The organism is Vibrio rhizosphaerae (assembly GCF_024347095.1).
GTDB lineage: Bacteria > Pseudomonadota > Gammaproteobacteria > Enterobacterales > Vibrionaceae > Vibrio > Vibrio rhizosphaerae.
Genome location: NZ_AP024904.1, coordinates 957,815 through 982,594, shown reverse-complemented (window position 1 = coordinate 982,594; position 24,780 = coordinate 957,815). Strand labels below are relative to the sequence as shown.

The window sequence follows — 24,780 nt, the reverse complement described above, 5'->3', positions numbered from 1 at the left end:
CTAGCCGGCAATTGTGCATCTTGAGGAGATGCATTGTGATTAGTCCAATGTCTTCGGCAGCTGAATGCGATATAGAACGCCTTGACCCGGCTCTGAGGTAAAGTTTAAGTGGCCTTTCAGTTTTTGTGTCACCAGATTAAAGACTAAATTGAGCCCCAACCCTGAGCCACCATGACCTCTTTTACTGGTATAAAACGGTTCAAAAATTTTCTCATGCAATTCATGGGGTACTCCAATGCCGTTATCCTGATATTCAAAAATAATATGCTGATCTTGGGCATAGAATTTAATCCGAATTTCCGGAGATGGATGGTCACCTTCAAACGCATGAATCACACTATTCATAATCAGGTTCGAGATGATTTGGGTTAATGTCCCCGGCAGGCTCGTCATCGTCAGTGTTTCATCTCCTTCGAGTTGGGGGGACACTGGAATTTTCCGGGTTTCTGGATGCATGCTGGTAATTAATGCCATGAGTACCTGATGAATATGAAACTGGCTCCGGTTTTCAGAAACCTGATCGACGGCAGTTTGTTTGAAGTCCCGGATTAACTTTGATGCCCGATTCAGATTACTTTGCAGTAATTCTGAGCCCGATTTCATTCTTTCGGTCAGTTCAACAAACTGAGTGGTTGTTAAGGTTTGATCGCGAAATGCCCGTTCAAACTCCTCCGTCACTTCCTCAATGATCGATGTCGCAGTGACTGCGATACCTAACGGCGTATTCACCTCGTGCGCAACCCCGGCGACCAAGCCACCGAGTGCGGCCAACTTTTCCGACTGGATCAGTTGCGCCTGTGCTTGTTTGAGTTGTTTGAGACTCTGAGCCAAATCCTGCGTCCGTTCCTGAACGGTGTGTTCCAGACTTTGATTGAGTTGCTCTAGTTCCGCTTGGACCGATTTGAGTTCAGTAATATTCAGTGCTGTGCCGCGAAATCCTAAGAAATTGTTATATTCATTGTCATAGCGCGCTTGGGCCTGAAACATTAACCACATCTTATGTCCGTTCAGGTTGAGAACGACTTCACAATGGTGGAAGTTTTGCTTGCCGTTTAAGAATTGCTGTAACTGAGTCGCTGTTTGAAATTGCTCAATTTCATGGAATGCCAAACGATGGTTTTCTGGTAAGTGAAGTGCAGTCAGCATGGCTTCTGAGCAATACACCAGTTTCAAAGCTGAATCGGTTTCCCACAGCCAGTCAGAAGAGACGTGGGCAAAATCCGCCAAACGGGTCTGTTCGAAGCGAATATTCTGATACAAAACCGTCAGATTTCTCGTTAATTTATTGGTTTCATTACATAAAAGTGATAGCTCGTCATTTTTTTGCGTAATCACCGGATAGTTGTAGACGCGCAGGGGATGCGCTCTGTGTCTGGGGTTATACTGTCTCAGGTAGCGGACAATCGCGTAAATTCGCTGATTGATACTGTGGTGAAACACGATCAGAATCAAATAGCAGACCAGTGCTGTCTTAATGGTATTAATTGACAGAATCACCAGAAAGTCATTCAACAGTGAGTTATAGATTTGCTGAATATCCGACTCAACGCGAATCGTCCCGATTTGTTCTGATTTCCCGGTGATTGGATCTTGAAATGTCAGCGGATAGATATGGCTGACGGCTTTGCCGGTCACCGGTTTCCCTGCGCTGATTTTATAGTTGTCAGACTGTATTTCCAGATAATCGATATGAGGCAGATTAATCAGTCCATTGACCCGCTGTTGTAATATAGTGAGATCAAAATTCCATAGTGATGAAGCCAGCAGGTGCGTGTGGATATTTCGGATTTCCTGATGGCGTCGATCAACATTGCTGAATTGTTTGCTGTAATCGAAATAGAGTTGTGCCAAGGTCGCCAAAAAAGTGATTGTGCCACTGAGTAATACCAAAATAAAAATGATTCTTCGTCCCAGACGGCTCCGTAATGGGTGAATGGATTTCATTTCTTCCGTTTCATGATCTGCGTCGAGTATTGGCTTTTCAGTCTTTGATGGCATATGTGTCAGGCCCTGCTTTCAGTCCGTATCTTCATCATTTTAAAGAGACGTGCTGCTATCAGAGCGAGCACATCTAATTTAATTATTGATGACATTGAGTTTTTCTGCTCAATAGTTACTAAAAAAAAACTGATTCTGTTGGAAGGACTCACAGAAGGACTCTGAAATAAACATGGTTTTCTATGCCGGAAAGCAGTCGATGCCTTTATTTGTATGACTAAACAACACTATCTTTGTTAGACTCAGCATGGTACGAACCACCTCGGCAGCAGTAGAGAAAATTAATATGACATTCAATGAATTACTAGACATGATCCGCACGTCTCCAGAGCAAGTTGATTTTTCTGAAGTAATGCGTGTGATTGATGAACACTATGATTTCACACCAACCCGATTTAGCAACGGAGACGTTGTGAATGAGGCCTATGAAAATCAAGGCTCCTGTAAAATCTTTTCTTTTGCAAAACTACATCAGTTGAGTGCTGAAGAAACACTGGCTTGTTTTGGTGATTTTTATCGGCAGGACGTACTGCAACACCCGGAAAATCAGGACCATCAGAATATCCGCAACTTTATCCGTACCGGTTGGGAAGGGGTTCGGTTTGAGGGGAAGGCATTAGCGGCAAAATCATCACGTTGCCACTGATACGGAGCCGGTTATCGCAGCGGCTGTTGGCACAGGCAACGACGACACAGACAGTGGGTTGCCCCCGTTTTCTCGCGGGTTGAGATATGAAAACACCAACAGTCCGATTCGCCGGCACTGATACCGCAATAGGTCGGCTCACCACATTGCGGGCAAGCATGAGAGGTCTCCGTGCCGCTTAACCGCTGTATAATTTGTTCTCTTTGCTGATCGGTATAATGACGCCACTGCCGAATTTCTTCCATGGTTCGGTAGCACCCCGAACACAGGCCATCTTCATTTTTACAGTTTGCCACACACGGCGATTTAATTGCTTTTCCCGACACTTCGATTTAACTGACTCATTGGTTGTAATGGCAGACACTATAAGAGATTGTCTTGTCATGTTGCAATATTTTGTAATCGGGTCAGGGTTGACAAGTAATGTGAAAAATTGAGAGGCGCATTCAATAAAATGCGCCCGGTAATGAAAATGAACTAATAAAGGCTGAATTCCATAAAATAAATTGCATACAATGGCAAGTTGTTGAGTAAAGCTCGGACTTTCAATGGACTGGCTCTTTCCTGAGTGAGAAGGCAGTTTCTGAGCGCATTAAAATAAAACATCAATATTCTCAAATAAAACATCAAAGGTTTCTGCATGGCAACGTTAGGTTTCAGGCTCACGATCAATGGGGTCAATGATACGTCATTGGTGGTGCGTGACTATCAGGGATTTGAATCCGTTTCAGCATCGGTGGACGCCGGCGGGCATCCGGTTTACGGCTATCGTTATCAGATTGAACTCGCCAGTCGCAACAGTGATTTAACTTTTGAGCAAATGGTCGATACCACGGCGCTGCTCGAAGTGCTGCGCAACGGTCAAGTGGTGCAAAAGGTGCACGGCATCATCCGTAATTTCAGCCGCGGCGATACCGGCCACCATCACACCTTTTATTCTCTGACGCTGGTGCCGTCGCTTGAGCGGCTCTCGCTGCGTCACAACAGCCGTATTTTCCAGCAAAAAAGCGTGCCGCAAATCCTCTCCGTCCTGCTACAGGAAATGAACATCACCGATTATGCCTTTTCCACCAAACGGGAAAGTCAGCCGCATGAATTCTGCGTGCAATACCGCGAAACCGATTTAGATTTCTTCCACCGTCTGGCGGCTGAAGAAGGGCTGATGTACACCTTCACCCATGACACCGACAAACATACGCTGGTGGTGACCGATAATTCGGAAGGTTTTACCCGGCTCGGCGGGACGGTGCCGTATAACGTGCTGTCCGGCGGCGTCTCTGAGACGCCGTATGTTTCTGCAATGACGGCGCGCAAGCAGTCAGAGGTCAGCGCGGTGTGGTTGCAGGACTACAGTTTTAAAAAGCCGACCTACAGTTTTAAACAGAGCGTTGAAGGCAGCAATCTCGATTACCAGCTCACCACGTACGAGCACTTCGATGCGCCGGGGCGCTATAAAGATGACGCGACCGGCAAAGCATTCAGCCAAATCCGCCTTGATGCGCTGCGGCGCGAAGCGCATACCGCCCGCGGTCAAAGTAATCAGGCGATGTTACAGGCCGGGGTGCGGTTTGAACTCAGCGAGCACCTTGATGCGGCGATGAATCAGAGCTGGCTGGTGGTACAAATTGCCCATCAGGGCAGTCAGCCGCAGGCACTGGAAGAGTCCGGCGGCAGCGGGGCCACCACCTATGCCAACCAGTTTACCGCCATTCCCGGTGAGAGTTTATGGCTGTCACCGGTAGAGAATAAACCCCGGGTGGACGGCCCGATGGTGGCGACCGTGGTCGGCCCGTCCGGTGAAGAAATTTACTGTGACGAGCATGGCCGGGTGAAACTGCATTTTCCGTGGGACCGCGAAAGCAACGGCGATGAGCTGAGCTCTTGCTGGGTGCGGGTGTCACAACAGTGGGCGGGCAGTCAGTACGGCATGGTTGCCGTGCCGCGCATCGGCCACGAAGTGATTGTGGATTTCCTCGACGGCGACCCGGACCAGCCCCTGGTGACCGGCCGTGCTTACAATGCCACTCAGGTGCCGCCTTACCCGTTGCCCGAGCACAAAACCAAAACCGTGCTGCGCACCGAAACCCATCAGGGCGAAGGCTTTAACGAGCTGAGTTTTGAAGACCAGTCCGAGCATGAAAAAGTCTATATTCATGCCCAGAAAGACACCGAAGCGCTGATTGAAAACGACGCCACCACGCTGATTCGTCACGACAGCCATTTCACGGTGGAAAACGACCGTTATGAACACATCAAGATGAATGACCATCTCACCATTGATGGTGAGCAGCGCCTGAAAATTACCCAAGACCAGACCCACGATATCGGCGGCTCGCTGGCGCAGCAAATCGGCAGCCTGACGGCGGTCGAGACCGGCAGTGCCATTACCCTGAAAAGCGGGGCTAAAATCGTTGCCGAGGCGGGCTCCGGTCTGACCTTATCCGCCGGGGGCAGTTTTATCAGTATCGACAGCGGCAGTGTCAACCTCTCCGGCCCGGCGATTAACCTCAACGCCGGCGGCAGTGCCGGCAGTGCGGTGGCGTATGGCGGGCAAGCCGCGCAATTACCCGATGAAATCACCACCAAGCCGGATAACCCGGCGCCTATCCTGACTCCGGCGCAGATTGCCACGATGAAAGCTGCGGCACCGTTCTGTGAAGAGTGTGAAAAATGTAAGGATGGCGCATGTGCGATTTAAATCAGCAACTGACCCCGGATTTAAACTGGTACGTCATTCTCAATGAAACCAGTGACGGCCAGCCGCAGCGCTGGTTTTACCTCAATGGCGGCAGTGATGCGCAGGGTATCTGGCTGAGCACGCCGTATGCCGGGTGGCGCGAAGTGATGCCGAATCTCGCGCAGATCACCCCTGAGCACCCGTTTCTTGACTGGATTGAACAGGCGTCATGCGAGGACTGGGGGATCCTAGTCGGCAGTCATGCCGATTTTGCCACCGTTCAGGCGCATTTTCGCAGCCTGACCCATGTGTGGCTGCCATCCGGCGAGCATGTGTTTTTCCGCTTCTACGACCCGCGTTTCGGGCTGGATGTGGCGACACTGTGCGATGACGAGCAGCGCATCGCTCTGATGGGGCCGACCCAATGCTGGCTGCGCTTATCGGCTCAACAAACGCTGACCCGGGTGGAGAACCCGGCCCCCACTGCGCCAGCCGATTTTCAGGAGCGGCCTTTCCCTTGGTGGCAAGTGCCCGAGGCGGTGCTGGCAGGGTTGAGCGAAGACCCGGGTGTATTGGTCAATAATCTCCTTCAGGGATTAAGTGAGTATCAGCAGGCTTGGTATGACGCCTATCCTGAGCCGGTTTTACGTCAGAAAACCGAGCGTTTTGTCGCGCGTTATCAGGGAGAGCAAGACGGTTATCTCGCGGCTTTCATTCAATTGATAGAACAAGAACAACAACGGTTAGGGATGCTCTCATGAGTGAACAACAGGCATTTTATCATTATATCAATCAGCAGTTGAACAGCTTTCCTGATTTGCTGACCGAATATCGGCAAATGACTAAAAAGTGGTATTTCCAGAGTGCGGATACCTTCAGTGAGTGGCAAGATTTACCTTCCCTGTTTTCGATGGATAAACAGCTCAAAGTCAATGGTGCCAGTACCACAGTGGGGAAAGATGATGCGAACTATGCGACCAAGGTGAGTTGTCCGCTCAGCGGCAATCTCGAAATCCAAAGTGTTTTTCAGTCGATCTACCACGTGCCGTTAGGCGGCATTGATGCGATTATCAAAGCCGAAGACGGCAGTGAAACCCGGACGGTAACCCTTGATGCCGAGGGGAAAGCAACAGTCACCGGCCTGACGCCGGGCAAATACTATGAAGTAGTGATCAATAACAAACCGACCCCGGCAGAGATGGACAGCCTGTTTGCGCATTACGATGAGCTGAGCGGTGATTTAGTGAGCTGGCTGGACGGCAAGTGGCAGGCATTCAAGCCCGAATGGGACAGCTATTTTACCAATAGCGCAGCGCAGTCGGTTTTATCGGTGATCCGCCATTTTGCCGATGGGATCTGGCAAGCCTTAAAAGAGTTGTGGGATGGGATTGGTGAAATTTATGACATGCTCAAAGATCCCCAAAAAGCGCTGAAGGATATGGTTGATGGTGCTGCTGACCTGATTGATGCAATTAAAAATGCAGCCAGCAATACCCCGGATATGCTGGAAAAAGCCTTGTTGTTTGCCTCTGATGAAGCGGCATTATATTTGTTTGTCCGGGCGATGATGGCGTATATCTCGATGGTGCCGCTGACCGGGATGCTGAATAAACTGGCTGAAATGGGTGGTAATGCGCTGGCCGGTGTCCTGCTCGGGCTATTGGGTGGTGTCATCGTGACCTTTATTGCGACACCGGCGACAGGGGTTGCTTATGCGACTTACCGGGCTGTAAAAACCGCCGGGGTGGCGATTAAAAAAGTGATTCAACCGCTGCTGGATGTGATTGGAGAAATCTTTGCTTTTGCCAAGAAACTGATTTTGAAAGCCAGTGATAAATTCAAGCGGATCGCGATGAACCGCGGCGGAAAGGGGGCTTATCACAACGGCACGCTTGAATTTGAAGCCAATAACCGACCGAATACCAAGCTCCATGGCGATCATGATACACTGCCGGATGACAGCCGTGCAGCGACGAATGAATCAGGGCGCTCGACACAAAACAGTGAAGCCACGGTGTGCGACAAAGACCCGATATCGATGGCAACCGGTGAAGAGCTGCTGTCACTGACGGACGGCCACCTGATTGGCCTGTTGCCGTTTGAGTGGCAACGATTGTACCGGACCGGGGCGGTGGAAACCAATGTCGGGCTCGGTTATGGCTGGTCACATTCACTGTCACACCAGCTGACGGTGGACGGCGATGCGCTGGTCTGGCGTGACGGCGAAGGCAAACTGACCCGCTTCCCCAAACCGACAGCACAACTGCCGGCGATTACCAACCGCATGGCCGGAGCCGCCGCCTTTTTAGGCCGGGATAAGCAACACATCATCATTGCCAGTGGTGAGCGGTTTTATACCTTTCAGATGCGCGGTGACAGTGGCAGGCTGACCTCGATAAAAGACCCATATGACCATACACTGAGTCTCAGTTATGACCGTCAGCACCGTCCGGTGCGGATTTCAACCGAGACCAATCTCAGATTTGAGCTGGTTTACGAGCATGACCTGATTGCCCGGGTGGATTTGTATGCCTATCTGGCCGAGCAGGATGAATGGCAGTTTGTCCAGACGCAGGTCAGTTATGGCTATAACGCGCAGTCGCAGCTTATCACGGCCACCAATGCCAGTGGTGAGACGGAGCGCTACACCTACGATGCGCAGCATGTGATTCAGTCGCGCGAGCTGGCCGGCGGGGCGATATTCCGCTGGGAATGGCAGGGCGAAGGAAAGCAGGCCCGGGCGACCCGTCAGTTCAGTAACCTGACGCAGGTGGATACCCGCTATGAATGGGATGAAGATGCCGGCACGGTGACGCTGACCAACAGTGACGGCTCACAGCAGGTGTACCAGCATGACGGCAATGCCCGGCTGATTAAAGAAGTTGACGGCAGTGGCGGTGAATACCTCAAGGCCTACGATGACAAAGGGCGGCTGATTCAGGAGACCGATGCGCTCGGCAATGTCACCGAATCGGTGTATAACGATGCCGGTGAGCTGGTCGCAAAAATCGCGCCCAATGGTTTAACCACCCATTTCAGCTATAAAAACGGCCTGCTGAGTCAGGTGCAGCAGGACAAGGCCATCTGGCGTTACCGTCATGATGCGTGGGGACATATTATCGAGCAGACCGACCCGCTCGGTCACACCACCCGATATGACTACAATGACCACGGCCTGATTGAGCGCATCATCTACCCGGATGGCGGCCTGCACCAGCTGACATGGAACCGCAATGGTTATCTGGTCGATGAGACCACACCACAAGGGGAGGTGATTCGTTATCGCTACGATATTTTGGGGCGGCTGCGGCTGCGCCATGACAGTCAGGGGGTGACGGAGCTTGCTTATGACCGCAGCGGGCGTCTGACCAAACAGGTGTTGCCCGGCGGACAGACCCGGTGCTATGAATACAACGCTTACAACAAGGTGACCCGATTCACCGATGAGCAGGGGCGGGTCACCACCTATGACTATGAATTCCCGCTGCATCTGGTGACGCAGAAAACCAACCCGGACGGCAGTACGGTGCAGTACCGTTATGACAACCCGTTCCACTTTGTCAGCGCCATTATCAACGAGCGCGGTGAGCGCTACCAGATAGACTATACGCCGACCGGCCATGTGCAGCGGGAAGTGACTTTTGACGGGCGTCAGTTCGTCTATGAATATGACAGTCACACCCAACTGACGGCGAAAACCGAAATCGGCCGGGAAGGCGGGGAGCTGACCACCCGTTATGCCTATGATGCGCAGGGCAAATTGATTGAGAAAACCCTGCCGGATGAATCCACTATCAGCTATCACTATGACTTGTCGGGCAATCTGACCGGGGTGGATGACGGTCAGTGGCCGCTGGCGTATGCCTATGACGTGATGGGTCGGCTGACGGTTGAGCATCAGGGCTGGGCGAGTGCCGGTTACCGTTATGATGCGATGGGCCACTTAACCGCCCATCTGTTACCGGACGGTCAGCAGATTGATTATCAATTTCAGCACGGGCGGTTGCAGCAGGTCAGCCTGAACGGGCATTGCCTGACGCAACACCAATATCAGGTGAGCGGTCTGGAAACCCGCCGGACACAGGGCGCGTTAACCAGTCATTTTCAGTATGACGAGCTGGGCCGGTTGAGTGAGCACCGGGTGAGTCAGGCGCAGCAACAGACGTTATTCCGCCGTTACCAGTACAACCGCTCGGGTAACCTGACGCAGGTGGAAGATAACCTGCGCGGGGTGACGCAATATCACTACGACCCGTTAGACCGCCTGACACAGGTGCGCGGCAATATCAGCGAGAGCTTTGCTCATGACCCGGCCGGTAACCTGATACAAGACCGACTGAGCAATGTGTCCGGCAACCAACTGCTGTTTCAGGGGGACTGTCATTATCAGTATGATGAGTTCGGTAACCTGATACAGGAAGCGCGGGGCACCCAGCAGTCTCTGGTCACAACCTATGCATATGACTGTCAGCACCGGCTTATCAAAGTTGAAAAGCCTGACGGCAGCAGCGCTGAATATCGATATGACGCGTTCGGCAGACGGATTCATAAAGCGGTTACCGACAAAACCGGGCAGACCCGGCAAACTGAATTTCTGTGGCAGGGAGATAAACTGCTGGCAGAGTCGGGAGAGCATCACTACCAGACTTATCTGTACGAGTACGGCAGCTTTAAACCGCTGGCACTGGTGACCGGTGAAGGGGCAGACAACGCCACACCTTATTTCTATCACCTTGACCAGATTGGCACACCACTGGAAATTACCGATGCAGAAGGCCGTGTTACCTGGTCGGTGGATTACCACAGTTACGGCAATGTGGCTTATCAGCGCAAGGCAGAAATCGTCAGCCCGCTGCGTTTTCAGGGGCAGTATTATGATGCAGAAACGGGTTTACATTACAACCGTCACCGTTACTATAGCCCGGGCACCGGACGCTTTATCACTCCCGACCCGATTGGTTTAGCAGGTGGTTTAAACAACTACCAGTATGTGAAAAACCCGACGGGGTGGGTGGATCCGTTGGGGTTAAGTCAAAAGCCATGTTGTGGGCCTGATATTTCAAATTCTGAATTCAAAGAATTAACTCGAGAACAAAGGCAGCAGCTTATTGCACAGAAAGTGGAATTAAATGCAGAACGTTGGGTTAGAGAGTATGAAGTAAACCTGGGGCAAAGTTATCCTGGGTTAAATCCTCACTTTGTAGATAAGCATGGACCTGATATTCCATTAAGACCCAATTTAGCTAGTAGAGCAATTGATGGATCTCATCCTAGGACAGGAGCTCCGGGACGATTCCCTCAACCTAGCTCACAATTTAAAGATTGGCAGACTCAACGAAATATCATTAATGAGGCGATAACGCGAGAGGCTAGAGGGCTACCCAAATATAATGGATTTGATAGTCAGGGTAATCCGGTTGTAACAGGGACATATCATGAGACTGTAGGTCGGGGATTTACTAAAAACCGTCAAAATCTAAGCCAGCCTCATTTTAATCCAAATTATACAAAATGGACTATCCGGTTTGATGCAGGAACGGGACAACCTTTTACCGGATATCCAACACCATGAGTATTTAAATATGAGTTTAAAATTTCCCGATAGTGATATTGAATTTGTTGTTACTCCTGCTTATTTTCTTGGCGATTTTGATGTTTATGATCGTGAAGAAACATTAGGTGAATACTTGAGTCAATTTGATCCTAATGATTTTGACCAGCTTAGCTATTTACTTGATGAAAAATTCTTTAATGGAGGAAGGCTGTCTAAATTTTCATTAGAGCATAAATATGAACTTCTTAGAATGTTAGCACAAGCTCTGAGTGACTCACATTATGACTTTAATTCTGTGATTTATGAGAGAGATGATTATTTTTGTCTGCCATATTCATGGGTAATCAATAATCCTCGACTTTTTTTTGAAATTATATATTTAAAAATGTATAAGCATTGGGGGAGTGAGCTGATTACTAATGGATTTGAAGTTATTAAACCTGAAAAATTTACAATTTAGGTGTGAATATTATATTTAGTGAACCTTACAATTCGGTCGCTTTATCACCCCCGACCCGATTGGTTTGGCAGGTGGTTTAAACAACTACCAGTATGTGAAAAATCCGACGGGGTGGTTGGATCCGCTGGGGTTGACGCAGTGTGTGGGGAGTTGTCCTCCTAGTGATACATATTCGGGGAATACGGCGAACTTCAAAAAGCCGGAACATATCCCGATGACGCAGGAAAAGTTTGATGAGATCATCAATCAGGAGCATTTCAATCGTGATGCCCCAACGACATTAACTAAAGATGATATCAACGAAATTAAGTCCGCGCGAAAATTAAAACAATGAGGCAGCAATGAACGACTGGAATGAAATAGAAAATGAGAAAGGCTACTCCCTTCAACGAACATTTTCTGATGGTACAGATGTTATTATAAGTATTGCTAAAAACGGAGATGCTTATGAAGTATGGTCTAGTGCAGAATCAAGAACATCTGGACCAAATGATCATTTAGATGGTAAAGCAGATACTTTTGATCTGGCGAAAGAGATTTTGTTAGAGGAAGCTAAAGGTTGGGAAGAAGACCTTCTGTAATTGTGTTTATTTTTAAGATTTTAGATGCTTAAAACGAGCCGCAACCGCGGCTCGAAATCCAAATAAACCAAATAACTACACCAAATCCTCCCCGTCAATCTCTTGATGGTAGCGCACATAATGAGTGGTAATCAGATTATTCAGATACAGCAGCACATTGCGTAGCTCTTGACTGTTGTGCCGCTGTTCGGCTTCAAACATTTCTTCTAACTGACGCAGGTATTCGCGGGCTTTTTGGGCGAACTCGGGATTATAAGGAATGGTTTCGTACATCATTTGACTCCTGGATAGTGATCAAAATAATTTCACCACGGGAGTTCCTACGCTCGGGTGTAGTGGTCAACTAAAATTGGGCACGGTTTTAGCGTTTTTCCAATACAGTCGCTCAGACTCATTGGGTGTCAGCCCACCATTATATTGATGGGGCCTAAGTTGGCTGTAATAACCTGTGATGTAACGAGTTATATGGTCAGGGACATAGCCGACTAGTTACATCTTATATTTCAAAACGAGCCGCAATTGCGGCTCGAAATCCAAATAACTACACCAAATTCTCCCTGTCAATCTCTTGATGGTAGCGCACATAATGAGTAGTAATCAGATTATTCAGATACAGCAGTACGTTGCGTAGCTCTTGACTGTTGTGCCGCTGTTCGGCTTCGAATATTTCTTCTAACTGACGCAAATATTCGCGGGCTTTTTGGGCAAACTCGTGATTGTAAGGGATGGTTTCGGACATCATTTATATTTCTGTATAGTGAGCAAAATAATTTCACCACGGGAGTTCCTAGATGGACTAGACCAAGGTGTAGATGTAATTGGTTCCTGTATTGCTTGCTCAGCTTTTATTACATCAACAGGCTTGAATTGAGTTGATGATATGGGGAAGTGAATCATCGATAGCTTGATGAAACTGTCACTTATCTGTACACGATGATGATAACAGGATATAGTGAATAGTTTGTGAAATTTATAAGGATGTCACTTATTTATGACTATTTTGGGCTTAGATGTTAGTTCAGCTACGGTGACTATCGGTTCTATAATCCTAGGTGTGCCATGTGTTTTTTTTGCGATTTTTGGTGGGATTCAATTCAAACTTTATTTATACCTAAATGATTATATTAGCGAAAAATCTTCTACAGCAATTGGTTTGTTTTTATTAATTTCTCTTGTTCTGATTGCCGTGCTAGGTGGAGCAAATGATTATACTGTATACCTAGGTATACCTATTTTACTTTTGACATTCTTTTTTATACCTGCTCCAGTTTTACTTGTAATTTCGATTCCCTGTATTTTTTTGGTCTTATTTATAGCGCAACCAGGTGCAGTAGCATTATTATATTTGATTGGCTTCTGCATATCTGTTGTGCCGGCTACAAAAATCGTAGTTGCTGTTTTTAAAGTTAAAACCGATAAATAAAGATCTAAAGAATAACATATTAAATATATATAGCTTAAGAAAAACGCTTCACTTAAGCTATATTTTTGTATTCTTGGAAAGTGTCAAAATTTATATGGCTAATACCAGTTTGATGTGTATTTGCTCCAATTATGAACCTCTTTAGGCCATTTTATTTTAAATGGATTTATTTTTGATCTTAATGATAATTTAGATGAAGAAAGAAAAATTAATATGATTGGTAAGAATAATAACGCCATAGCAAATCTAATGACTTTTGTATAAAGACTTACTTTCTCTGTTTCTTCTGTTGTTTTCTTAAGCTTTTCAAAGTACACATCAAATTTCATGTACCGATTCATATAGTCCCAGAAGAAGAATACTCTCGCATGTAAATTATCTGCACTATAAATAGTGAGCGGCTTAACGGTGTTGCTTTTTCTATATATATCAAACTTTGGATCTAACCATAGATTGAGGTTATACGTGACTTTATCATTTTTCTGATTTGCTACGATTGAAAAGTCGCTTCTTTCCCATGGAATTCTATATAAGCTTTCTTTGTGAAATACATAAATTTCTTTATTTATCCTATTTAACCGGATAGGTGGTGATACCTTCAGGGGGATAAATACCATGGAAATCAATTTTATTGCAAGTAAGGTTGAAATTAAAATATTGATGTAAAAGCTTAGGTTAGGTATTGCTTCAATGTAGTCGGTGAAAAAATAATTAATTAAATAAGCAATGAAACAACATGTAATGAATCCGGGTCCTTTTCGGTCCTTTGTAGTGTTGACAGCAGTTCGGACATCCATAAATTGATAATTTTCATGGGTGTGATCGATAACATTCTTTATATTCGGTTTACTTATGGTTTTTTCAGAGTCTTCTTTTAAAGTATCTATGTCAATATATAAGAATTTGATTCTGTCCATTTTATAACTGAGGTTGGCTTCACAGATAAATTTTTTCTTATGATTGAGTTGCAGATATTCTCTTGGTGTTGAAAATTCAGGTTGATTCCCTCTGTGTTGTGGAGCAACCCAGCTATTTTCTGAAATTTTGATAAGGTTATTATCACTATATGTACAATAGTGCTCAAAGGGGAGCAGACTAATAGAACCTTCGGCCATTTCGGTGAGTTTATGAATTGGTTGATGAGGCTCTATGAAAGCGACATTACATTTTATGTGAGTATCGATATTTTTGTTCTTTAATATTGCAGATATACATCTGTTTTGATATGGGTTTATTACGGTTGATTTTATCGGCTTGTTACTATTCGTGATTTCCAAGTAATAATAAGGTGGCGGCTCTGCACCTATTTCTTCATGATAACCCTTAGAAGGATCGATCATTTTTATTTTTCCTGTAACAGACATAACATCAGTTACTTTTTTGGACCTTGGTTTTAGTAAGTATAGAAATAGTATAGAAAGAAAAAGAGAAAAAATATAGATAATTACTAATATACCGATATCTTTCTTAAACTCTTGGTAGTCCTCTAAAAGAAACAACCAGAGAAAAAAAGATGGGACATATATAGACACCAATGCATATAGGGCGGATAGTGTATCTTTCTCGAAGTCATCAGTTTCGTGGTTTTTTATTTCTTTCTGTGCTTCTTTTAGAATATCTACTTCATGGCTATTTTGAGAATGCACTCTTGATTCCTACTGTATTTATGTTTTGATAAAAGTGATATATATGGATTTTACTGTGTTTTTGGATTTTTATCCTTACAAACTATATAAATGTTAGCTAGTATTTTATGTAACAAGAAAAAATATCATTTGATTGGGTAAACATCAAGACTTTTATATTTCATAGTTCAATTAACTCGTATCGCAATTCATGGAAGAGCAAAGGTGAAGAGGGATACGCCTCTGGGGGCAGCTTTTATCCTAATTGACCGCTACATATGTTGGCCGTTATAGTGAGAGTTACTATGTTCTAAAATATGATTTATATACACGTGATTAATCTATTCAGGTTTTTTTTAAAAATTATCATTTATTCTATTGTGGTGCTGGGTTCACCCCTGTTTTTGGCTAACTACTATTTTCAAAGGTATCGCCTGATAAATTTTCTTTCAATGCTGTTCTCAGGGTTGCCAGATGAAGTTCAATCCCCTCAAATCAATAAAATCATGGATGATGTATACGGTAAGAATCATAGTGAATTAATTGAAACTGCTTTATACGAACTGAAAGAGGAAGGGTATTGGGTAAATTTGAGTATTGATTGGAGAGACATTGATGAAGTGGAGCCTCAAGCAAATGAAGTCATAAAATATACATGTATACAGGATACATTTACACTGAGCACGCAGTCGGATGATGAGAGTGTGTGGCAGGCGCTGGTCACTTTTGATATCTGGTTGCAAGCGAGAGGATATCAGTTTGTTTTATGGGATCAGGGCTCAGATCAATATGAAGGTTTTGTGTGTGATTCTCCGTCTTGTGAGAAGTTTATGAAACTTGGGAATCGTTTTGGTTTGAAGTTAATAGAATTGGATCACGTCAACGAGCAGTAGTGCTCCCTCGGTTTGTCTCCTAATGGGGACAGACACCCCTACATCGCTATAAGTAAAAGACAGAAGAGAGCCAAGAACAAAAGTGTGTGTCCATCCAATAGGTGGACAGACAGTATATCGCATTTTGTATTGTTATGTTATAACATATCCATTATGCCTAATCATCAGCTTCAATTGCTGAGGATTGGCAGGACAGACCATAACAAGAAATCAATCGAGACATAGGTCCGGTTTTGGAGTGCGATAGATGAATCAGAAAAAAATTGCGGTCACTGTACTATCGGGTTTTCTCGGGGCAGGAAAAACGACAGTGCTGAGCCATATTCTCAATAACCGTCAGGGGAGACGTGTTGCTGTTATCGTCAATGATATGAGTGAAATCAATATCGACTCTGCCACCGTGAAAAATGAAGTGTCGTTGAATCATCAAGAAGAGAAACTGGTGGAAATGAGCAACGGTTGTATTTGCTGCACCTTGCGGGAAGATTTGCTGGTTGAAGTGAGTAAGCTAGCAAAAGAGAATCGTTTTGACTATCTGGTGATTGAATCTACCGGCATTTCTGAGCCACTACCGGTTGCTGAGACATTTACGTTTGCTGATGATGAAGGGATTTCTCTGTCTGATGTTGCTCGGTTGGATACCATGGTGACGGTCGTTGATGCTATGAATTTTTTACGGGATTACGAAGCCGCTCAGTCGTTGCAAGAGACCGGTGAACATCTCGGGGAAGAGGATGAACGCAGTGTTTCTGATTTGTTGATTGATCAGGTCGAGTTTGCAGATGTGATTTTATTAAGTAAAACAGATCTCGCCGATTCTGAAGAGGTGGCGCGTTTGACTGCCATCTTGAAAACATTGAATACCCATGCCCGCATTATTCCGATCCAAAATGGACAGATTGATATCTCTGATGTGTTGGATACGGGATTGTTTAATTTTGAGCGGGCGCAACAAGCACCCGGCTGGCTAAAAGAGCTACGCGGAGAACATATTCCGGAAACGGAAGAATATGGTATCAGCAGTTTTAGTTATCAGGCTCGTCGTCCTTTTCATCCTGAGAAGTTTTATCACTTTGTCCATAACACGACGACTTTCGGCAAATTGATTCGTTCAAAAGGGTATTTCTGGTTGGCGTCACGCCCGGAATTTGCCGGACAGTGGAATCAAGCCGGGGGGATTGCTCACTATGGTTTTGCCGGAATGTTTTGGAAAGCGATACCCAAAACGCAGTGGCCAACGGATCCCGACTATTTAGCGGCGATTGAAGAGCAGTGGGTCGAGCCTTTTGGTGATATGCGTCAGGAGTTGGTATTTATTGGTCAGGGACTGGATCAGGTGGCCATGCTCAAAGCGCTTGATGCGTGTTTATTAAGTGAGGAAGAGCTATTAGCCGGGAACGATTTCTGGCAAACATTACCGGATCCTTTTGTTGACTGGGAGGTTGATGCATGAATGCCAGCTTAGCGGTAACGCCTCATTCCTGTTCTGTTGGTCGTATACTCGCATCCGTTGGGACCGAACCCAGTATCTTGACTGATATCTATCAGCCGGAAAATAACATTGCCGTTTGGCAACGGACGCTATCGGCTGAGTTAAAGCTCGGTATTCAAGAAATGCTTCGAGCGCGAGATTCACTCACAGTGGTGAAAACTGTTACCCCTGATAACGCTGCGGTATTGCTTCGCAGTCAATTGGAACCATTCTGCTGTGCCGATGCACTCAGTCAAGATATCGCGCTGATTGTCGATATGTTCTGCTGTTTATTTGATATGGAGGCAGCAGGATTAAGGCTGACTATTCTCGATAGACCGATGTGTCCGAAATTTCATGTTGATCAAATACCGTGTCGGCTGGTTACAACCTATGTGGGTGAAGCGACCGAGTGGCTTAAAAATGATTCGGTTGATCGCAGTAAGTTGGGTGCTGGCAGTCTTGGTCAGCCGGATCATTTATCCGGTCTGTTTCAGAGCTCTTCAGAGATTCAACAGCTAGGGGTTGGAGACGTTGCTTTACTCAAAGGTGGTGGCTGGGAAGGAAATGAGCACCGCGGTGTGATCCATCGTTCGCCGGAGGTTGCCCCCAATGAAAGGCGTTTACTGCTGACACTAGATATGGTGCCGCGCCAATAAGAGCGTTTACAGCGATCTTGAGACCAGCTAACAGGGAAGCTAACAGGGACAGACACTTCAATATCTGCTACGAGCAAAAGTGTGTGTCCATACAAATTCGGGTAAGGAAGAGAATATCAACGGTTGCAAGAGCGCAACCGTTGTTTTGTGCACGCGGAACAGTGTGGTCGTACGTTATGAGCAGCGTTTGGCTTCATTTTGTTTGTATGTGATTTCTTGATGTACTCGTAGCCGCTTTAAGCCGAAAGTTCTTTCCGGATGATTGCCGCACCTGCACTGAGAGCATTCAATTTTGCCGTGGAAACTTCACGGGGCAACGGTGCCATACCACAGTTGGTGCAAGGGTAGAGTTTATCTGCATCGACATATTTCAGTGCTTCGCGCAGAGTATTGGCGACTTCTTCGGGTGTCTCAATTGTATTGGTTGCGACATCAATCGCACCGACCATCACTTTTTTGCCTCGAATCAGTTCAAGTAATTCAATCGGGACGTGGGAGTTGTGGCACTCAAGTGAGATAATATCGATATTCGATTGCTGTAGTTTAGGGAATATCTCCTCGTACTGTCGCCACTCAGAGCCTAATGTTTTTTTCCAATCGGTATTCGCTTTGATGCCGTAACCATAGCAAATATGGACCGCCGTCTCACACTTGAGCCCTTCGATAGCTTTTTCTAAACAGGCAATTCCCCAGTCGTTCACTTCATCGAAGAACACATTAAAAGCAGGCTCATCAAACTGGATAATATCGACGCCGGCTGCTTCTAGTTCTTTTGCTTCTTGATTCAGTATCTTGGCAAATTCCCAAGCCAGTTTTTCACGGCTTTTATAGTGGTCATCATAAAGGGTATCGATCATCGTCATCGGCCCGGGTAGCGCCCATTTAATCGGCTGTTTTGTTTGCTGACGCAGAAACTTCGCATCTTCGACAAAGACAGGTTTTGTGCGGCTTACCGGGCCGACCACCGTTGGAACATTTGCTTCGTAGCGATTACGAATCTTCACTGTCTTACGATTTTCGAAATCAACCCCATCAAGGTGTTCAATGAAGGTGGTCACAAAGTGTTGGCGTGTTTGTTCACCATCACTGACAATATCGACCCCAGCCAGTTGTTGTTCGTGTAAGGACAGACGTAATGCATCCTGTTTGCCGTCAGTGAGTTCTGCCCCTTCTAGTTTCCAAGGTGACCAAAGCGTTTCCGGTTGTGCCAGCCAAGAAGGTTTCGGTAGGCTGCCTGCTGTTGAAGTCGGTAATAATTTTTTCATCGTTAATTCTGCCATTCGTGCTCGTGATTGATTAAGCGTAAGCTGCTGTCCATTGTTCAAGTATCGCCTGATAGGGCTTGATGAAGTGCTCTTCAGCAAATTTCCCCTGTTCAATCGCGAGTTGACTGCGTTCTTCACGGTCATAAACAATTCGAGTGAATGAATGATCACGGTTCTTCAGATTCGGCTGATAAGAGACACCTGCAATCGCGTTGGCATTATAGATTTCTGGCCGGTAAATCTTTTGGAACGTCTCCATGGTGCTAATGGTACTGATGAGCTCAAGATTTGAGTAATCATTTAACAAGTCACCAAAGAAATAGAATGCCAGTGGTGCTGCACTATTGGGTGGCATAAAGTAGCGAACCTGCAACCCCATTTTTTTGAAGTATTGCTCCGTCAAAGATGACTCATTCGGCTGATATTCAAATCCTAAAATAGGATGCTGATTGCCTGTGCGATGGTAGACCTTATTATCTGAGACACTCAGACAGATGACAGGACGCTTTTTGAAATGTTGTTTGTATATGTCTGAATTGACGAAAGACTGAAACAGTTTGCCATGCAGATCTCCAAAGTTTTTGGGAATACTGAATTGAGGCTGATTCTTGTTATGCTCTAACAAGAGCACACTAAAATCGTAATCTCGCACATAAGAAGAGAAATTATTCCCGACAATACCGTCAATACGTTGGTTGGTTTTGTGATCAACAATGTTGGTTTTCAGAACTTCAATCGATGGAAATACCTGGCCATTGCCTTGAATATCCATGTCAATCGAGATGATTTCAAGCTCGACAGAGTAGCGCTCACCTTTTGGGTTATCCCAATGTGCTAATGCGTTGAAACGATTATCAATCATTCTCAGGGTATTACGCAGATTCTCTTGGCGACTCTCCCCCCGAGCTAAATTGGCAAAGTTAGTCGTGATACGCGTATTGTCTGATGGTTGATAATTTTCATCAAAACAAATGCTTTTAATTGCAAATGTAAAATTGTCGTTCATGGTGAGCGTTATCCTATTTCCTTAAAAAGCTGAACTTATTTGCGACTCTTTTGATGGGGATAGTTATGTTTTTAGTTTCCCATTCGTGACTCCACTGTATTTTGCTATTTTTCAGAATCGTCTGGATCCAATCCGACAGTCATTTATTTAACGTGAAGCGCTGTTTATTTTTATACTTGGTTTGTTAGTTGATTAAAATTCATTTTAATTCACATGCAACATGAGAAAAATTCATGAATAGCCGGGGACAGATGATGGGGACAGACTATGGGGACAGTCGGTTTTTGATTTGCAGGGCAGCTACTGAGTTTTGGTGCAAGGACAGTCGCTTTGTGATCCTTTGTGATCATACAAGTACCAATCTGATTTTATAATAAGGACAGTCACTTTGAAGGCAATAAAGTTGACGGACTAAAACTGACTGTCCTTATTAGATGCCTGTCCTTGCCGGGGAATCACAGAACCGAGCGACCTGTTAAGGTGAATGTCCTGTTAGCGGCAGTAGGGGCAGAAGCGATAAAGAAACGGGTTTACATTATAACCGCCGTCGTTACTATACCTTGAGGACTGCTCTTAAACACAAAGCGTGAAATGATGGATCGATTTGACGAAAAAATATTGCAAGAGTTGGCTCGTTTTGGACGAATCTCGAATGTTGAACTTGCTGAGCGAGTTGGTTTATCGCCTTCGGCAACATTACGAAGAGTTCAGGAGCTGGAACGCAATGGCACGATTAAAGGTTACCGAGCGGTCATAGATAAGCATAAATTAGAGATTGGTTTTGTTGCTTATGTTTCTATTGGGTTATCGGATCATAGTAAAAGCGCTCAACTGGCATTTGAAGCGGATGTACAGTTTGCTCCAGAGGTGACTGAGTGTCATAACATTACAGGTGACAATGAGTACTTACTTCGGGTTGAGACCAAGGATTTACTGTCTTATAAGCGCTTTCACTCTGAAGTTTTAGGGGAATGTGCACATGTGAATTCCATCACGACTATGGTGGTAATGGATTCACCGAAAGACGAGCGTTAAGTGGTCCGATTCAGATATTAGTGATTATGCTCTGGATAAGGAATCATCTCGAGAATCATTTTACGGCAAAGTGAGCGAAACCATTGACTCCCGGGATCCTCTGTCAGCGCTTTAGGCCAGCAGAGATAATATTCCGGATCAGGGAAAGGGAAGGGGAGATCCCGGATGGTCAGGCCGAACTGTTTCTGGAATCGTTCGGCCAGCAAACGGCTGGAGCTCAGCAGTAAATCGGTCTGTCCTACAGTTGCTAAGGCAGCAAGAAAATAAGGCGTTCGGAAAGAAAATCGCCGCTCTCTGACCTGTTCTTTCAGTGCATCATTAATAAAATTCCGGGATGTACCTCCCATACTCACCAGAATATGGTTATGTCGAATATAGTCATCCAATGTGATTTGGTCTTTCTTCGCCAGCGGATGATTTTTGGACATAATACAACCGAACTTCTCCCGTCCAAGCAGGCATCGTTCAAATGAGTTTGGTACCTGAATGTAATTGCTCACGAGCACGACATCAATATGATGCTGGGTTGAATGGATCAAACTGCTTTCTGTGATGGTGCTGGTTTCGAGTGAAGCATGTGGTGCATCTTGATAAAACCGAGAAGCGATGTAAGGGACATAAGCTTGAGCCTGATAGTGAGTTGTCTGCAAGCGAAATGAGCGTTCACTTTGGGCCGGAGAAAAACTTCGGGTCGAGTTGAGCCCTGCCATTTGCTCAACCATCTGTCGAATGGGATATTCAAGAACTGCGGCTTTTGCGGTCGGAACCATACCTTTTGAGGTTCTAATAAACAGTGGATCGTCAAAGGCGTCACGCAAGCGTTGTAACAGTCGACTCATCGCAGACTGACTTAAAAATAGCCGGTTGGCGGCTTTACTGACGTTGCGTTCTTCCAGCAGATAGAGTAATCCCATTAATGATTTCATATCTACATGCTGTAGCTCTGACGATAGCATCCATTTATCCCGTTTCTTGCATAATTGTTAGAAACATTATGCATTGGATTGTTTGCAAAGAGAACCGCATCATATAGGGAGGATGCGTATTTTTTCTCTCAAGGGGATGAGTGGTGAATATATCACGTAACTTTATATATGGGCTGTTATTGAGTTGTACCACCATGATCTCGTGGGGGATGATTGCGATAGCATTGAAATTATCAAATGATTTTGCTGATCCGGTGACGCTTACATGGTTACGCTTTACGGTTGCCGGTGTCATCGTTTGGTTATGGCAAAAGCGAAACAATCGCTTGGTTCAGTATCGGCAGTTAAGACGTTCAGAATGGCTGCGTTTGGGGCTGGCAGGCGTGTTATTAATGATTAATTACACCTGCTATGCATGGAGTTTGGTTTATCTGACTCCGGGAGCCTCCCAATTAAGTATGCAAATGGCGCCTTTGTTTTTGGCAATTGGAGGAGCGGTCTTTTTTAAAGAATACATTTCATGGCAGCAATGGGGATGTTTTGCATTATTGTTCGCTGGGCTGTTGACCTTTTTCCATCCGGTGCTGCGTAGTGGGAGTGAAACTGAAACGGTCGCTTTGCTGACAGGCCTGAGCATTATATTCGTGTCTGCACTGACATGGAGTTTTTACGCACTGGTACAGAAATCCCTCTTTAAATACCTCGATTCTTCCAACATATTGTTGGGGATTTATCTTATGGCGATGGTTGTCATGTTACCCCTGACATCTCCGGCTGATTTACTGAAAATGTCACTGGAAGAGTGGTTAATCGCTCTGTTTTGTTGCCTGAATACTGTCGTGGCTTATGGGGCTTTTGCTAAATCGCTGACCTATTGGAAAACGGTACAAGTGAGTTCTGTTATTGCTGTCACTCCCGTGATGGCCTTTTTGCTAACTGAATTATGTGTTGCCATGGGATGGTGGACAGACGTGATAAAGGCAGCACAAGCGGATTGGTTGAGTTTGTGTGGTATGGGATTAGTCGTATTTGCCGCGATTAGTGTCCAGCTTGTTAATGTTAAGCGTCGTGAGAAAGTGACGACCAGTGAGGTGACGGAGCCATCTACGGCCTGATTTGGTTTACCAGGGACAGATGTTTTAGCCCGGTGTACCGAGGACAGACGCTATATAAAATAAAAACCATGCTGCAGATTTTATATCCGGCATGGTTTTTTTGTTCTGTGGTTCTGTGGTTCTGAGGACAGACACTTTAGGCGCAGCGACGGACTTGGATGTGGAACAGGGGCAGACGCCTTAAAATAAGCGGCGTATGTCATTCTTGAGCGACATAACAGTTACATAGAAATTACTACATGATACGTATCATACAATATTCCCTATTTATCTTAACTTTATGATTTGAAATACTTTTGTGAACTCACTTGTCCACATGGATTTTTCTGATGACAATCGCCAGAGCGCAACTTGTTTCTCTCAATACTACTGCTTACTACCACTGTGTATCCCGCTGTGTCAGACGTGCTTTTCTGTGTGGGCAAGACCCACTCACCGGACAGTCTTACGAGCACCGTCGTCATTGGGTAGAACAACGTATTCTGGCCTTGGCTAAAGTCTACTGTATTGGCATCTGCGCCTACGCAGTGATGAATAATCACTATCATTTGGTTGTTCATATTAATCAAGAAAAAGCTGAGCAGCTTTCAGATCAAGCTGTTATTGAACGTTGGGCGAAGGAACATCTATTACCGCCACAGATTTTGCGTTACTTGCAAGGGCAGGCATCAACGGCTGATATATCGATATGTAGAAAAATAATTCATCTCTGGCGGGAGCGCCTGTACTCTCTGAGCTGGTTTATGAAAGAGCTCAATTTTAGTATTGCCAGGCAAGCAAACAAAGAGGATCAGTGTGGTGGCCATTTTTGGGAGGGGCGATTTAAATCACAGGCTTTACTGGATGAAAAGGCACTGTTAGCTGCCATGGCGTATACGGATTTAAATCCGGTTCGGGCTGGTATCTCACCGACACCAGAAACTTCACAATATACTTCGATCAAAAGACGTTTTGATTCGCTCGCACATTGTCAATCTAAGCCACAAGGACTTCTACCGTTTGCCAGGGACATAAATCTGGACAAATCAGATACGATTCCGTTTCGTTTACTTGATTACCTTGAATGGGTGGATTGGGTTGGACGGCAGATGCGGGAGGGAAAAACGGGTTATATTGATCGTCATCAGCCTGCAATTTTGATTCGTTTATCTTTGGGGCAGAAGGAAAGTCTTGAGTTGTGTTCTCGACTGAAACAAAAACGTTGTCTTTGGATTGGCACATCGGAGCAATTACATTCAGTAAAAATCAAATTAAACAAACAACGAATTCATGGATTATCGATTTAATCTCCTACCGGATAAACTTCAAATCATCTAACAGATATACTCAGAGATATATGTGACATATTGATTTTTTTTTGAAAATACTCTGATATACCCACGCAGTATTACAGCTTTGGCTTGTTCTTTCTATTTGGACAGCCGTCTCTCCAATAAGATCCGTTTT

Annotated in this window: 21 protein-coding genes and 2 pseudogenes; 14 read left to right on the top strand and 9 right to left on the bottom strand. The window is 45.5% G+C overall.

Annotation, left to right across the window (positions count from 1 at the left end):
* Positions 1-39 precede the first annotated feature (39 nt).
* Positions 40-1,998: a PAS domain-containing sensor histidine kinase gene (locus OCV37_RS19455; RefSeq protein WP_051680784.1), complete on the bottom strand. Its 1,959-nt coding sequence runs from the start codon at positions 1,996-1,998 to the stop codon at positions 40-42.
* A gap of 286 nt (positions 1,999-2,284) precedes the next feature.
* On the opposite strand from OCV37_RS19455, the gene OCV37_RS19450 reads away from it, so the two are divergent.
* Positions 2,285-2,644 carry a HopJ type III effector protein gene (locus tag OCV37_RS19450; protein WP_038184599.1) on the top strand — a complete coding sequence of 120 codons (360 nt, stop codon included), beginning with the start codon at positions 2,285-2,287 and terminating at the stop codon, positions 2,642-2,644.
* 11 nt (positions 2,645-2,655) lie between these two features.
* Here the strand turns inward: OCV37_RS19450 and OCV37_RS19445 are convergent, their stop codons facing one another.
* Complete coding sequence (locus tag OCV37_RS19445) at positions 2,656-2,940, bottom strand: DUF1289 domain-containing protein (RefSeq protein ID WP_390902297.1); 285 nt, start codon at positions 2,938-2,940, stop codon at positions 2,656-2,658.
* A gap of 344 nt (positions 2,941-3,284) precedes the next feature.
* Between OCV37_RS19445 and OCV37_RS19440 the strand changes: the two genes are divergently transcribed.
* From OCV37_RS19440 to OCV37_RS19420, 6 genes and pseudogenes are all read left to right on the top strand, one after another.
* Entirely contained in the window at positions 3,285-5,342 is a 2,058-nt protein-coding gene (locus OCV37_RS19440) for a type VI secretion system Vgr family protein (protein WP_261888155.1), read from the top strand.
* On the top strand, positions 5,330-6,082 hold the full coding sequence (locus tag OCV37_RS19435) for a DUF4123 domain-containing protein (RefSeq protein ID WP_261888154.1): 753 nt from the start codon (positions 5,330-5,332) through the stop codon (positions 6,080-6,082). The genes OCV37_RS19440 and OCV37_RS19435 overlap by 13 nt, the downstream gene beginning before the upstream one ends.
* On the top strand, positions 6,079-10,893 hold the full coding sequence (locus OCV37_RS19430) for an RHS repeat-associated core domain-containing protein (RefSeq protein WP_261888153.1): 4,815 nt from the start codon (positions 6,079-6,081) through the stop codon (positions 10,891-10,893). The genes OCV37_RS19435 and OCV37_RS19430 overlap by 4 nt, the downstream gene beginning before the upstream one ends.
* Positions 10,894-10,903: 10 nt before the next feature.
* Positions 10,904-11,335 (top strand): hypothetical protein, encoded by a 432-nt coding sequence (locus tag OCV37_RS19425; RefSeq protein WP_038177710.1) that lies wholly within the window; start codon positions 10,904-10,906, stop codon positions 11,333-11,335.
* A 40-nt stretch (positions 11,336-11,375) separates the two neighbouring features.
* Positions 11,376-11,669, top strand: a pseudogene (locus OCV37_RS19855) (RHS repeat-associated core domain-containing protein); the annotation flags it as partial.
* A gap of 7 nt (positions 11,670-11,676) precedes the next feature.
* Positions 11,677-11,916 carry a hypothetical protein gene (locus OCV37_RS19420; protein ID WP_038177713.1) on the top strand — a complete coding sequence of 80 codons (240 nt, stop codon included), beginning with the start codon at positions 11,677-11,679 and terminating at the stop codon, positions 11,914-11,916.
* 75 nt (positions 11,917-11,991) lie between these two features.
* Here OCV37_RS19420 and OCV37_RS19415 read toward each other — a convergent pair whose 3' ends face one another.
* From OCV37_RS19415 to OCV37_RS19405, 3 genes and pseudogenes are all read right to left on the bottom strand, one after another.
* On the bottom strand, positions 11,992-12,192 hold the full coding sequence (locus OCV37_RS19415; protein ID WP_157634820.1) for a hypothetical protein: 201 nt from the start codon (positions 12,190-12,192) through the stop codon (positions 11,992-11,994).
* A gap of 63 nt (positions 12,193-12,255) precedes the next feature.
* Positions 12,256-12,381 (bottom strand): annotated as a pseudogene (locus OCV37_RS19410) (IS3 family transposase); the annotation flags it as partial.
* 76 nt (positions 12,382-12,457) lie between these two features.
* The gene (locus OCV37_RS19405) at positions 12,458-12,658 is read right to left on the bottom strand and encodes a hypothetical protein (protein ID WP_038177715.1); all 201 of its coding nucleotides are present in this window, start codon (positions 12,656-12,658) and stop codon (positions 12,458-12,460) included.
* A gap of 249 nt (positions 12,659-12,907) precedes the next feature.
* Here OCV37_RS19405 and OCV37_RS19400 point away from each other — a divergent pair, with 249 nt between their 5' ends.
* Positions 12,908-13,339: a hypothetical protein gene (locus tag OCV37_RS19400; protein ID WP_038177717.1), complete on the top strand. Its 432-nt coding sequence runs from the start codon at positions 12,908-12,910 to the stop codon at positions 13,337-13,339.
* A 98-nt stretch (positions 13,340-13,437) separates the two neighbouring features.
* Here the strand turns inward: OCV37_RS19400 and OCV37_RS19395 are convergent, their stop codons facing one another.
* Positions 13,438-14,985, bottom strand: coding sequence for a hypothetical protein (locus OCV37_RS19395; RefSeq protein ID WP_038177718.1), 1,548 nt, complete (start codon positions 14,983-14,985; stop codon positions 13,438-13,440).
* Between the two features lie 296 nt (positions 14,986-15,281).
* On the opposite strand from OCV37_RS19395, the gene OCV37_RS19390 reads away from it, so the two are divergent.
* The 3 genes from OCV37_RS19390 to OCV37_RS19380 all read left to right on the top strand — a co-directional run bounded on the left by OCV37_RS19390 (position 15,282) and on the right by OCV37_RS19380 (position 17,987).
* A complete protein-coding gene (locus OCV37_RS19390) occupies positions 15,282-15,857 on the top strand; it encodes a DUF6630 family protein (protein ID WP_051680188.1) in 576 nt (191 codons plus the stop codon).
* A 247-nt stretch (positions 15,858-16,104) separates the two neighbouring features.
* On the top strand, positions 16,105-17,310 hold the full coding sequence (zigA, locus tag OCV37_RS19385) for a zinc metallochaperone GTPase ZigA (RefSeq protein WP_038177720.1): 1,206 nt from the start codon (positions 16,105-16,107) through the stop codon (positions 17,308-17,310).
* On the top strand, positions 17,307-17,987 hold the full coding sequence (locus tag OCV37_RS19380) for a DUF1826 domain-containing protein (RefSeq protein ID WP_038177721.1): 681 nt from the start codon (positions 17,307-17,309) through the stop codon (positions 17,985-17,987). The genes zigA and OCV37_RS19380 overlap by 4 nt, the downstream gene beginning before the upstream one ends.
* Positions 17,988-18,223: 236 nt before the next feature.
* Here the strand turns inward: OCV37_RS19380 and OCV37_RS19375 are convergent, their stop codons facing one another.
* Complete coding sequence (locus OCV37_RS19375) at positions 18,224-19,252, bottom strand: methionine synthase (protein WP_038177965.1); 1,029 nt, start codon at positions 19,250-19,252, stop codon at positions 18,224-18,226.
* Positions 19,253-19,283: 31 nt separating this feature from the next.
* Positions 19,284-20,258 carry a DUF1852 domain-containing protein gene (locus OCV37_RS19370; RefSeq protein WP_038177723.1) on the bottom strand — a complete coding sequence of 325 codons (975 nt, stop codon included), beginning with the start codon at positions 20,256-20,258 and terminating at the stop codon, positions 19,284-19,286.
* Positions 20,259-20,852: 594 nt separating this feature from the next.
* Here OCV37_RS19370 and OCV37_RS19365 point away from each other — a divergent pair.
* Positions 20,853-21,293 (top strand): Lrp/AsnC family transcriptional regulator, encoded by a 441-nt coding sequence (locus OCV37_RS19365; RefSeq protein ID WP_038177967.1) that lies wholly within the window; start codon positions 20,853-20,855, stop codon positions 21,291-21,293.
* A 17-nt stretch (positions 21,294-21,310) separates the two neighbouring features.
* Here OCV37_RS19365 and OCV37_RS19360 read toward each other — a convergent pair whose 3' ends face one another.
* Positions 21,311-22,219, bottom strand: a complete 909-nt coding sequence (locus OCV37_RS19360) for a LysR family transcriptional regulator (RefSeq protein WP_211252013.1) — start codon at positions 22,217-22,219, stop codon at positions 21,311-21,313.
* 143 nt (positions 22,220-22,362) lie between these two features.
* Between OCV37_RS19360 and OCV37_RS19355 the strand changes: the two genes are divergently transcribed.
* Entirely contained in the window at positions 22,363-23,334 is a 972-nt protein-coding gene (locus OCV37_RS19355; protein ID WP_211252014.1) for a DMT family transporter, read from the top strand.
* 329 nt (positions 23,335-23,663) lie between these two features.
* Positions 23,664-24,620 carry a transposase gene (locus OCV37_RS19350; RefSeq protein WP_038177726.1) on the top strand — a complete coding sequence of 319 codons (957 nt, stop codon included), beginning with the start codon at positions 23,664-23,666 and terminating at the stop codon, positions 24,618-24,620.
* Positions 24,621-24,780 lie beyond the last annotated feature (160 nt).